This window comes from Vibrio campbellii CAIM 519 = NBRC 15631 = ATCC 25920 (assembly GCF_002163755.1).
Lineage (GTDB): Bacteria > Pseudomonadota > Gammaproteobacteria > Enterobacterales > Vibrionaceae > Vibrio > Vibrio campbellii.
Genome location: NZ_CP015863.1, coordinates 1,697,036 through 1,709,212, shown reverse-complemented (window position 1 = coordinate 1,709,212; position 12,177 = coordinate 1,697,036). Strand labels below are relative to the sequence as shown.

The following is a 12,177-nucleotide window of genomic DNA, read 5'->3' as shown; positions in this document are numbered from 1 at the left end:
TATATTTCTATAATTTGAATGTCTTTATAAGTGGAATTAATATCACATTCCATTTACTGCTTTGGTGTTTATAGATACACTTGCTGACGGAAAAATAAAATAACGTTAGGAATATCAGTTTGTTGCTCACGCAAAAAAAATATACACAAGAAGCAATGGACATCGCAGCCAAAGTATCGAAAGAAGTCGAACTTAGACATGCAAAATGGCTAGCTAGTATGAACCACCAGGTGGATCAGTCGCAAGTGGATAAACTCCTCAGTCTACAGGGACGTTACTGTGACGACGTGATCTTTAGTGAAGAAGACAGAATCACGCGCAACCAAAGAATACTTCTCATATGTGAACAAGAACGAGTAAAAGAAAAACGCCAAATCGTGGAAGACAAACAGAAGACACTTCAAAAAGTCATCAGCGATGTATCGAAAGTCGCCGATCGAATGTTAATGAAGAAGCTTGAAACACTTCCAATTGATAGATTATCGAGCAATATACCCCCATTTGAACTGTTCGCATCGTTTGCTTATTCTCCATCAATCAGCTTTTCAAAACTGACAGGCTTGGCCGGCGATAGCCACCAACTAAGCTCAACGATTATTGATCTGATTGAAAACTCTAGACTGCGTGAGCGAGGCAGTGCAGCTAAAACCAGCTCAGATGTAAGAGTTGCGATTAGTCGTCTTGGAATTGAAAATTGCCGCAAGCTATTCCCAGTCTTAATGGCACGACCAATAATGAAGTGGTCAGACAGTAATACTAAGATCCTGACTCCCAAGTTTTGGCAACAACTGGTCTTGACTGCCAACGTTACCAAAATGCGATTGGAATCGGCAGGTGCAACAGATTCTGATTGTGGTGTTCTAATTGGAACACTTCGTAGCCTAGGAAGCATAGTGCTGATTAATCATCTCACAGACACTTTCGAAGATGCCCTTGTTAAAGTCATGCTGAACTATAGAAAGACGAACAGAAAAGATGAGTATTATGCTTGTGCCGACGTTCGACCTAATTCAGCGTTCTTACCTAAAGTTATTGTTGATATGGAAGCAGCGGTCACTAAACGACTTATGGAAAGCTTTAACTGGCCGAAAAGTGCAGAGCATATTAAAGTTGCCATTCTAGAAGACATAGAAAACAAACCGATCTTAGAACGCAGCATCTATGGAGCAGCATTAGCACAGGCTAGGGCGTATGCAATATACGACAGCTTATCGAGAAGCGAAGTGTTCGCAGAAAAACACAAGCCATTTTGGTTTGCTAACGTTCAGATCTCAGGAGAAGCGTTATCATCCATTAGAATGAGCGCTCCAGGCAAGATGACTCTTATGATTTAGAAGAGTTACGATGTCACAAAACTTCAAGCGACCAAGTCTGGTCGCTTTTTTATTGCTCTGGAAAAAGGTTAAATCGTCAGTTCGGAAACTAGAAATAGTCTTTGTTACGAACATCTAGGGCCATAATGAAAGCGAAACATTGAAGTTATGAGGTAGTATGGTGAGAGCCATCAATTTGAATGAGTTCGCCTAAACAATCACGTCGGTAACGAGGTTGGTAAACTCGGGGCTTGCGTTTAGAGTGTGGAACCCAAAGACCATCAGCGATCATCCATTGGCGAAGCGTTTCCAAGGAGATATTAAATCCGTGAATCTCTATAAGCCTTTCATGTACGAGCGTTGGGCCAAAATTTAGATAGTATTCTGAGATAAGTTTGAGTACGTGGAGCTTGGTGTCATCGCTGATGCGATTACTCGAAGGTTTACCACGGTTGTCATGAGCTAGGGATTCAACGCCAAGTTCCTTAAAAGCTTTAAGTATGCGAGACAAGTGTCGGCAGCTTATTCCAAGAATGGATATGGCATCTCGGCGCTTTAACTTATTGTTTAACAAATCTTGGATAATGGAGAAACGTTGTAATTCATGGTCGTTCATCGTAACTAGCATCCTAAATACCTCCAAGCAAACATAGGACATATTCACTTGGAAATATTAGGACATTATCGCTTTGGGTTTACACCATAGGTGCGCATTATATGTGTTATGTTAAATTCCATATCAACGTACGCCAAATCTTCCCTAGATTGGCCTCCTGTCCCTCTCACATTTTAAAATATGGCGCTTTTTGATAGTGTCATTAAACATAATGGTGATTTACCATAAAATACTTAATATAGATCTTAATAATCTTACGATTGTTAAGATCTATATTAACGCGCTACGCGGTTTCAACTAACGATTGAATTGCTTCGTAGATCTCTTGTCGTCGAACTGGTTTTGAAACAAAACCGTCCATGCCGGCTTTCATGCATGTAGTCTTGTCACTCTCCAGTGCGTGAGCTGTTAACGCGATGATTGGAATATTAATGCCTTTCTGTCTGATTAGCCTCGTCGCTGTTATCCCATCCATTATTGGCATTGAGACGTCCATCAAAATGATGTCGATGTTTTGCCTTTGTTCTTCAAGAAATGCGATTGCTTCTGCGCCGTGGCTAGCAATAAAAACATTATGTCCCAACTTGTTTAAGATTAGTTTAATTACAAATTGATTAGACTCTGTATCTTCTACGACAAGAAGGTTCACTGCTTTTGATGGATGATTGGGCTCTATCTTTAACAGTCTATCTTGATTATTTCTCGTTAACACAGGTATCTTAATTTCAAAGTGTGAGCCAACATTCTCTTCACTTTTAACGCTGATTGTTCCTCGCATCATTTCAACCAAATGTTTGGTGATAGCAAGTCCAAGGCCTGTACCTCCAAACCTTCGAGTAATCGAACTGCCTCCTTGATGGAAAGCAGTGAAAAGATGTCCGATTTTTGATTGAGGGATTCCAATTCCGGTATCCACCACTGAGATGACAAGCTCACCATTGCGCTCAATAACCGAGACATTAATACCACCAACATCAGTGAATTTGCTGGCGTTCCCAATTAAATTGAAAAGCACTTGAGACAATCGAGTCGAATCGATCCAATATTGCTTGTTATTATCCAAGTTACATTGGTATTCAAAACTCAGATTTTTACTTGTAGCTACCTGTTTTTGTTGAGAAATGACCAAAGTTACCTCGTCACTTAAGTTTGTCCATTGTTCGCTTAGACGAAAACTTCCCGACTCTATTTTGGACAAATCGAGGATATCGCTAATTATCGCTTATAACAGATCTGCTGAGCACTCCATTTGATTCAAAACTTCAGATTGGCTTTCTGTTAACGTCGACTGTCTTAATATGTCGAGCATACCCAAAACCGAGTTCAACGGGGTTCGAATCTCATGACTCATCATAGCGAGAAATTCAGATTTTGATTGGTTCGCGCGTTCTGCTTCTTCTCTTGCTTTAGCAAGTTGTGAAGTTCGCACCTCTACGATACGTTGTAACTTTTCTTTCGTTTCAATATCGATTACCGCCCTTTCTATCAAAGGTCGAAACCGCCTAAGGGTTTCTTTGTTTTCAATACTAAAGTGCCCTTTTTGCGCGCCAACAAGTATGATGATAGTTTGCGTAACTTCAGAGCGAATGCCAGTCAAAAGCATGGAACTTACCTGACTTTTAATAAAGGAGTTAAGCCCCTCAAACTCCTTTAACCGCATTGGTTCAAACAGCAAAATACATTCACCATTGAGCGCTCTCTCCGATGCGTTACCTGGTAACCAACTAGCTCTATCAAAGACGCTTTTTTCGATAGAAGTGTTTTGAAATTTTGTTGATTGCAGTCACGGGTAATGACGATGAAGTCATCAAAGTCGATGTATTTCTTTAGAACGCTGTTGAGACCGGAAAAAATTTCGTTGCGATTACGGGCCTCACTCATAGCAGAAATGGCTGATAAGATTGCTTTGTTTTCGTCAGCTAGGAGCTTCTCTCGCTGTCTTGCCTCTTTTAGTTCGACAAGTGCCTCTTGTAACGCTTCTTGTTGGTAAATCTTTAAATATTTATCTTTCATAAGGTTTATGGAAAATTGCCGATGAAATCATCAAGTTTCCATGTCCATTTTCGCCACCTATAAACCTTCCTTGCTCACCAAAAGTAAACGGGCAAATAAAAGGTAGGTTCTCTAATTCCTGGTTAATTTGTTCACAAACGCTGTTTATGTCTTGCTTTAAGTGCAGCATAGGACCAGCACAAAATATATTGATTACCCCTATTTTTCGAGACTCTTCTAACTTTTGATTAAATGCTGCGTTCACTACTCTTGCGGCTCTTGCGACAAGATGCTGCCGACTTCCCTGCATCAACGTCAAAGATTCGCCTTTTTGGATACTTGTAAAGAGCTCGATACCACCTTGTTTGGTCTCTCTTATTGGATGTGAGAGTTTGTAGTAAGGTCTCTCGTAAAGATGCCCCGCGATTCTCCCCAATGGATAAGCACTGGAGTTGGTAAATAGAAAGCTCTCTTTGTCGGATTGTGTCTCTTGGTGATTAGTCCACTCACGGTAGACATCGAGAGTGGGTTTATTATCTATCTCTAGTAAGATGCGATCTTTCGTTTTCGTCGCAATACCTGTTATCCCCGTTGGAGAATGCCCAGCACTAAAAGCGATATCAACGGGCTGTGATGAGTAAAATAGCGTCAGGCTAACACCGTTTTGCTGAGCACCCTGAGAAGTAATAATCGACCAGTTACCTTCGATATTATTATCCGCAGCCGACCCGCCAATGATGGGGACTAGCGTCCCAAACCTTTCATCAATACATTCAATGATGGTTTCTTCATGCCCAGGGGTTGCGTGTAAAAGGATGAGATTCGGAACCTCTCCTATTCTATCTGCGTGCACCAATGCCATGTTTAATGCAGCATCAACACTCGCTTCAACATTTGCTCCAAAAGTTGAGATACCCGTACCGTATGCGTGCTGGCCCGAATCATAAATCACGAGTATCGCAATCACTGGTCCTTTGTGATAACCATGATTTGTCATTATCGCTTGGCAGGAACTAGCGCCGTGAAAGGTTGTCTCGGGGAAAAGCTCAACAAAAGCGCTTTGGATTACTCTGAAATCGTACTCTTCGGTGTAATAACAGGTGATATGCGATAGGTTATCCTCTGTCAGCTCAGAGCGAAATCGTTTGATAGCTAAATATTCGTCGGTAATATGAGTAAATAATGATTGGCACTGCATACGATTTTATTATTGGTTATCACTTTACTGTTATACCACTGAGACAAATTAGTGCTAAGAATGACGGTATTAATTGCATAAGAAGATGTAATTATCTCGTGTCAGATCTGATTTATAAATGAACTTGGACAATGTTTTCGTTTAATTTGAAATTAATTATCTTCTTCTCAGAAACACTATTCCAATCAATGTCACGAAATTCATCATCGATATTAATAAAATTACCCGTTTGATTTAGATCAATTTTCAGACTGTCTGTTTTTGAGCTTTCGATCGAAAACCCTTTCGAAGTCTTATTTATGATTATTTTCTCAGCACCAATTGTTACATCACATCGTTGTTTTTGTGAACAATCTACCTCTCTGTTCGTCTCATAAGTAAAGGTGCGCCAGAAAAAGGCACCAATTAAAAGACTGAGCATGATTAATATTTGTGCGAGTCGTGCCTTTGTTAACTTTTGTGCGGCCATAATTCCTAATATCCTTGTTACAAACTTCAAACTTTTTAAATAAAAAATGATTTCCAGATACCTTGTAAGGTTACTACTCTGTCATTGAATTGTTAATTCAAGTATAGTGACACGCTGAAAATGCCACTTTTCATCAAAGTCAGCAATGGAAATAAAGTGATGATAACACTTGAATTCTAGAGTTTACTTGGGTGGTGTTACGACGCAAGTCGTGTTGGAAGTAAAGTGTAGTTAATTAGAAATTGGAAGCATGCAAATGAGCCAAGTAAAGCAGCTAGAGCAAAGCTACAACTATACAGTCGTTCGTCAGTTTACCCTAGTCACTATTTTGTGGGGAATTGTCGGAATGGGTGTTGGTGTGTTTATAGCCGCTCAGTTAGTTTGGCCACAGCTAAACTTTGATACGCCGTGGTTAACGTTCAGTCGTTTACGCCCACTGCATACAAATGCGGTAATCTTTGCGTTTGGTACCAGTGCTCTGTTCGCAACATCTTATTATGTCGTACAGAGAACTTGTCAAACGCGTCTTTTCGGGGGACCACTGGTCGCCTTTACATTCTGGGGATGGCAAGCAATAATCGTCGCAGCCGCTATTACCCTACCCCTTGGGTACACATCGTCAAAAGAATACGCAGAGCTTGAATGGCCAATAGATATCGCTATTGCTATCGTATGGGTATCATATGCTGTCGTATTCTTCGGAACATTGGTCAAACGAAAGACCTCCCACATTTATGTGGCTAACTGGTTCTTCGGCGCCTTTATCCTCACAGTAGCGGTACTTCACATCGTTAATAGCATGGCTATTCCTGTATCACTTGGTAAATCTTACTCGATTTACTCCGGTGCTGTGGATGCTATGGTTCAGTGGTGGTACGGACACAATGCGGTAGGTTTTCTACTGACCGCTGGTTTCCTAGGTATGATGTACTACTTTGTTCCTAAACAAGCTGAACGCCCTGTCTACTCTTACCGTTTATCTATCGTTCACTTCTGGGCTCTTATCTCTCTTTATATCTGGGCTGGCCCTCACCACTTACATTACACTGCGCTTCCTGACTGGACTCAATCCCTCGGTATGGTGATGTCTCTGGTTCTATTTGCTCCATCTTGGGGTGGTATGATCAACGGTATCATGACGCTATCTGGCGCGTGGCATAAACTTCGATACGATCCTATTCTGCGTTTCCTAATTGTTTCATTGTCTTTCTATGGTATGTCTACATTCGAAGGCCCAATGATGGCAATAAAAACAGTGAATGCACTATCCCACTACACAGACTGGACCATTGGACACGTTCACTCTGGAGCATTGGGTTGGGTAGCCATGGTTTCTATCGGTTCTGTATATCACCTTGTACCTAAGCTTTTCGGTCAGGAACGTATGTACTCAGTAAAACTGATCAATGTACATTTCTGGTTGGCGACTATCGGCACGGTTTTCTACATCGTTGCTATGTGGATCTCAGGCGTAATGCAAGGGCTAATGTGGCGAGCAGTTAACTCTGACGGCACACTGACTTATAGTTTTGTTGAATCCGTTGCAGCCTCTCATCCATTCTACTTTGTTCGCTTCCTAGGCGGTCTTATTTTCTTGTCGGGTATGTTCTTGATGGCATACAACACCTACAAGACGGTTAGTGCCCCGAAAGAGAGCTTAAAAGCAGTTCCACAACCGGCTTAGGGAGAATTGAGTGTGAGTAATAATTCTAATAACCGCCACGAAATCTTAGAGCGTAATGTAGGTTTATTGGCAATCTTTATCGTGTTTGCGATTAGCTGGGGGGCACTTGTTGAAATAACGCCTCTCATCTATCAAAAGCAGACAACAGAGCCTGTTGACAACTTAAGAGCCTACAGTGCTTTAGAGATGGAAGGTCGTGATATCTACATTCGCGAAGGCTGTAATGTGTGTCACAGTCAGATGATTCGTCCTTTCCGCTCTGAAACAGAGCGCTACGGTCACTATTCTGTTGCTGGTGAAAGCGTTTGGGAACACCCATTCCTATGGGGTTCTAAGCGTACTGGTCCAGATTTGGCTCGTGTAGGCGGACGTTACTCTGATGAATGGCACCGTGTTCATCTGATCAACCCTCGCGAACTAGTGCCAGAGTCTATAATGCCAGGTTACCCGTGGTTAGCTGAAAACATTCTCGATGGGAAGCTTACTCCTAAGAAATTGACGCTTTTCAGAGACAATTTTGGTGTTCCGTACACTGACGAGCAAATCGCAAATGCGACTAAAGATGTACAAGGTAAATCTGAGATGGATGCAGTCATCGCATACCTTCAGTCTCTTGGTCATGCGATGAAATAAGGAGTCGATATGGATTTCGGAACAATTCACAGCATCTATACCGTTGTTCTCTTTGCTAGTTTCATTGGCATTGTATGGTGGGCATTTGGTAAAAAGCGTAAAGCACGATTTGAGGAAGATGCCAATCTAGTGTTTGCTGATGAAGAGCAAGTGAAACCAAATAATCAAGGAGTGGAGAAGTAATGACTACATTCTGGAGTCTCTGGGTTATCGTAATTACTGTCGGTACTCTAGTTGGATGTGCAATCCTCCTAACTTGGTGCGCTAAGGATAAAATGGGCGTCGAGGAAGGTGCAGATATGGGACACGAGTACGACGGTATTCGTGAGCTCAATAACCCTTTACCAAAGTGGTGGACCTATCTGTTTATCAGCACTTTTGTATTTTCTGCTGTTTACTTGGCGATGTACCCTGGACTAGGAAGCTTTAAAGGTTTGCTAAATTGGTCCAGTTCAAATCAAACGGTAACCAACGTAGAAGATTCAAAAAAAGCAATATCTGAGGCACAAGAACAAAAACGCCTCGATCAGTACGCGAAAGAATTGGGCAGTGCAGATGCTTACTTCGGTGAAGCATTCCGCGCGCTTGCTCATAACGCAGATGGTCTACGCCCTATCCCTGAGATTGCGCAAGATCCTGAAGCAATTAAAGTTGGTCAACGTTTGTTCCTGCAGAACTGTTCGCAATGTCACGGCTCTGATGCTCGTGGTCAGAAAGGTTTCCCTAACTTAACTGACGATGCATGGCTGTACGGCGGTGAGCCAGCAGCTATCGTGACTACTATCATGCAAGGCCGTATCGGTCAGATGCCAGCGTGGAAAGATGCACTTGGTGAACAAGGTGTTCAAGAAGTTGTAAGCTACACGCTAAGCTTATCTGGTCGTAAAGTGAACGCGCGTGAAGCTGAGGCTGGCAAAGCTCGCTTTGTTGTGTGTGCAGCTTGTCACGGCACTGACGGTAAAGGTAACCCTGCTGTAGGCGCGCCTGACCTAACTGACCAAGATTGGTTATTCGGCGATTCACGCGCTGCAGTAACAGAAACAGTCATGAACGGTCGCTCTGGTGTGATGCCAGCTTGGAAGGACATTCTAGGCGAAGACAAAGTTCAACTTGTCGCGGCATACGTCTGGAGTTTAAGCAACTCTGACAATAAGTAACATTTCAATAACAGCCCCTTTCATAGGGGCTGTCTTTCCTTTAAGTTTAAAGCCTTACATTTTTTCATTTAGCTGTTGAGAACTTTTTTATGGTAAAGCCTTGGTATAAACAATTTTGGCCGTGGTTCCTAATCATCCTGCCTTTGACTGTTGTGGTATGGACAATCGTTACAGTGGTCGTATTCGCCAACAATTCAGTTTCGTTGGTTGCAGAGGATTATTATAAAAAAGGCAAAGGGATCAATATCGATATTAGTAAAATGAATGTCGCTCGTGATCTTGGTCTTAACGCTACCGTTTCATCTGATGGCAACACCGTTGTCATCACTTTTAATAAAGGCGAATTACCGCACTTCCCTGCGCTAACTGCGACGTTCACGCACCGTACGTTATCAGACCATGATTTCACGAAGCTGCTTACAGCAGATGCAAAAGGTAACTATCGCTTAACGCCAGAAGACTCCATTAAAGGTCCCTGGTTCGTCGAGCTTGAGCCACACAATCAAGAATGGATGATTCAAGGTCGAGTCGAGTTCCCAGCGCAACCAACAACTTTGATGAAGTAAATCTATGTGTAAATCCTGTTATCACTGTGGTGAAGATGTACCAGCCAACACGGATTTCAAAGTAGAAATATTGGGTGAAATTCGCGATATGTGTTGTCCGGGCTGTGAAACTGTCGCTCAGACTATCGTCGATAGTGGTCTAGTCTCCTATTACCAATACCGAACGGCGCCAGCAGAAAAGGCGGATCTAGTCCCTGAGCAACTCCAAGCCCTCATTCATTATGATAACGAGGATGTTCAGTCAGAGTTTGTTCGTAACCATGAGAACACTTCTGAAGTCACGCTCTCTTTGGAGGGCGTCTCGTGTGCCGCTTGTGCTTGGTTGATTGAAAAACAAGTATCGGGTGTTAAAGGCTTGGTTTCCATTCGTGTTAACACCACAACCAACCGCGCTCTACTCGCTTGGGATAAAACTCAAGTTCGACTTAGTGAACTGCTGTCGGTCATTCATAAACTCGGTTACAAAGCCGCCCCTTTTGAGGCAGACAAGCAAGAAGCCACCTACCACCATACAATGAAACAATACCTTTATCGTCTAGGTATAGCGGGTCTTGCAACCATGCAAGTAATGATGCTTGCGGTAGCATTGTATTTGGAAGTCTTTGGCGATTTAGAGCCAGAGTTTAAAAACTACTTCCGCTGGGTAAGCTTAATCTTCGCAACACCTGTACTGCTCTATTCTGCACTACCTTTTTATCTCAATGCATGGCGGAGCATTAAAGGGCGAACCCTTGGGATGGACGTTCCTGTATCCATTGCACTCATATTTGCTTATGTAGCGAGCTTAGTTGCAACGGTGACTGAACAAGGCGAAGTGTTCTTCGAATCGATCTCGATGTTTACCTTCTTTTTGTTGGTCGGTCGATTCTTAGAGATGCGCGCTCGCCGCAAAGCAGCAGCAGCTAGCGGCAATCTTCTCAAGTTAATCCCAGCGATTGCGACAACGCTAGACGGTGAACAAATCCCGGTAAGAACCTTAAAGGTTGGTGATCGCATTCGTGTCCTTCCTGGCGAACATATACCGGCAGATGGCAAAGTGATTTCCGGTCGTATCCATATCGATGAATCTATGCTGACCGGCGAGTCCGTTCATGTGGTAAAGAAAGCCGGAGATGCCGTTTACGCAGGTACATTAAATGGTGAGGAGTCTTTCGAGCTAGAAGTAACGAACTCGAAAGCAGACTCGATGATTTCGAATATAGTCCGTCTTCAAGATGAAGCACAGCACTCCAAACCAAAAATTGCTGAGGTTGCGGACGTAGTCGCGCGCTATTTCGTTGGTGCGATTCTAATTATTTCTGCAGGTACTTGGTTTTACTGGCATCAAACTAAACCTGATGATGCGTTCTGGATTATGTTGTCTGTTCTGGTCGCAACCTGCCCATGTGCTTTATCGTTAGCCACACCGACGGCATTAACTTGCGCAACTTCTCGTATGGGTAACTTTGGTATCTTGCTGCGTAAAGGCCATGTTTTCGAAACGCTATGTAAGATTAATCACCTTGTGGTTGATAAGACAGGCACGTTGACCAAAGGCGACGTCGGAATAAGTGAAACCCAAACCTTCTCTGCTTTAAGCGAATCCGACACTCTTGCCATTGCTTCCGCACTCGAAGCTCATGCCAACCACCCTATTGCTCGCGCATTTTCAGAGTTTGCTCAAGAAGGTGTTACCGTGAGCGACGTTCAAAACATCATTGGTTCTGGTATTCAAGGTGCATGGAATAACAAGGCAGTAAAGATCGGTAGTGCAAGCTTCGTTGTTGGTGAAAATCGCGATGAAGGTAACGCCGTATACCTTTCTGTCGATAAGGAACATGTCGCAACCTTCTACTACCGAGATCCAATTCGTAAAGAAAGTAAAGCATTTATCCAACGTTTTACAGATGCAGGTATTAAAACAACGTTGTTGACAGGCGATTCACTACGAAATGCACAGCCTGTTGCGAATGAAATGGGTATTGACCATGTGATCGCATCGGCAAAACCAGAAGACAAACTCGCGTATCTTAAAGGGCTAGATCAAAACGACATAACCATGATGGTTGGTGACGGTATCAATGATGCACCAACGCTGGCTGGGGCACACCTTTCTGTCGCGATGGGTGGTGGTACGGATGTTGCGAAAGCATCAGCAGATATGACTCTTCTAGGCGATAATTTAGAGAAATTATTGGAGGCAAGATTGCTTGCAATACGTACAAGAAAGATAATCCGAGAAAACTTGGCTTGGTCTTTAGGCTACAACCTGTTAATTTTGCCGCTGGCAGTTGCAGGCTTAGTCGCACCATATGTTGCAGTAGTGGGTATGTCGGCAAGTTCTATCATCGTTGTATCCAACTCGTTACGACTGCTTAAAGAGAAGTAAGTGAGAGATCAAACATGGAAAGTCTATACATATTAATCCCTATCGCCATTGTATTGGTCTGTGTTGCCGTTGCTATCTTCCTTTGGGCTGTTCGTAGCGATCAGTTTGAAGATCTAGAGCGACAAGGACACAACATTCTTCTTGATGAAGACGAAAAACCAAACAACAAAAAACAATAGCG

Annotated in this window: 11 protein-coding genes and 1 pseudogene; 8 read left to right on the top strand and 4 right to left on the bottom strand. The window is 42.9% G+C overall.

Annotation, left to right across the window (positions count from 1 at the left end; genetic code table 11):
* Positions 1-119 precede the first annotated feature (119 nt).
* Positions 120-1,334 (top strand): HDOD domain-containing protein, encoded by a 1,215-nt coding sequence (locus A8140_RS08070; protein WP_005528490.1) that lies wholly within the window; start codon positions 120-122, stop codon positions 1,332-1,334.
* 145 nt (positions 1,335-1,479) lie between these two features.
* On the opposite strand, the gene A8140_RS08065 is transcribed toward A8140_RS08070, so the two are convergent.
* From A8140_RS08065 to A8140_RS08050, 4 genes and pseudogenes are all read right to left on the bottom strand, one after another.
* Positions 1,480-1,929: a helix-turn-helix domain-containing protein gene (locus A8140_RS08065; protein ID WP_157722007.1), complete on the bottom strand. Its 450-nt coding sequence runs from the start codon at positions 1,927-1,929 to the stop codon at positions 1,480-1,482.
* Positions 1,930-2,212: 283 nt separating this feature from the next.
* Positions 2,213-3,942: pseudogene (locus A8140_RS08060) on the bottom strand (response regulator).
* On the bottom strand, positions 3,932-5,119 hold the full coding sequence (locus A8140_RS08055; RefSeq protein WP_005528486.1) for an FIST signal transduction protein: 1,188 nt from the start codon (positions 5,117-5,119) through the stop codon (positions 3,932-3,934). Before A8140_RS08055 ends, A8140_RS08060 begins: the two are co-directional and overlap by 11 nt.
* Positions 5,120-5,231: 112 nt before the next feature.
* Positions 5,232-5,588: a hypothetical protein gene (locus A8140_RS08050; RefSeq protein WP_005528479.1), complete on the bottom strand. Its 357-nt coding sequence runs from the start codon at positions 5,586-5,588 to the stop codon at positions 5,232-5,234.
* Positions 5,589-5,844: 256 nt separating this feature from the next.
* Here A8140_RS08050 and ccoN point away from each other — a divergent pair, with 256 nt between their 5' ends.
* The 7 genes from ccoN to ccoS all read left to right on the top strand — a co-directional run bounded on the left by ccoN (position 5,845) and on the right by ccoS (position 12,175).
* The gene (gene ccoN / locus A8140_RS08045) at positions 5,845-7,272 is read left to right on the top strand and encodes a cytochrome-c oxidase, cbb3-type subunit I (RefSeq protein ID WP_005528477.1); all 1,428 of its coding nucleotides are present in this window, start codon (positions 5,845-5,847) and stop codon (positions 7,270-7,272) included.
* A gap of 12 nt (positions 7,273-7,284) precedes the next feature.
* Entirely contained in the window at positions 7,285-7,905 is a 621-nt protein-coding gene (gene ccoO / locus A8140_RS08040) for a cytochrome-c oxidase, cbb3-type subunit II (RefSeq protein WP_005528475.1), read from the top strand.
* Between the two features lie 9 nt (positions 7,906-7,914).
* Positions 7,915-8,088: a cbb3-type cytochrome oxidase subunit 3 gene (locus A8140_RS08035; protein ID WP_005528472.1), complete on the top strand. Its 174-nt coding sequence runs from the start codon at positions 7,915-7,917 to the stop codon at positions 8,086-8,088.
* Positions 8,088-9,062, top strand: a complete 975-nt coding sequence (gene ccoP, locus A8140_RS08030; RefSeq protein WP_005528470.1) for a cytochrome-c oxidase, cbb3-type subunit III — start codon at positions 8,088-8,090, stop codon at positions 9,060-9,062. The genes A8140_RS08035 and ccoP overlap by 1 nt, the downstream gene beginning before the upstream one ends.
* A gap of 89 nt (positions 9,063-9,151) precedes the next feature.
* The gene (locus tag A8140_RS08025; RefSeq protein WP_005528468.1) at positions 9,152-9,628 is read left to right on the top strand and encodes a FixH family protein; all 477 of its coding nucleotides are present in this window, start codon (positions 9,152-9,154) and stop codon (positions 9,626-9,628) included.
* Between the two features lie 4 nt (positions 9,629-9,632).
* Positions 9,633-11,996: a heavy metal translocating P-type ATPase gene (locus tag A8140_RS08020; protein ID WP_005528466.1), complete on the top strand. Its 2,364-nt coding sequence runs from the start codon at positions 9,633-9,635 to the stop codon at positions 11,994-11,996.
* A gap of 14 nt (positions 11,997-12,010) precedes the next feature.
* Positions 12,011-12,175, top strand: coding sequence for a cbb3-type cytochrome oxidase assembly protein CcoS (gene ccoS, locus A8140_RS08015; RefSeq protein ID WP_005429857.1), 165 nt, complete (start codon positions 12,011-12,013; stop codon positions 12,173-12,175).
* The last annotated feature ends 2 nt before the right edge of the window (positions 12,176-12,177 follow it).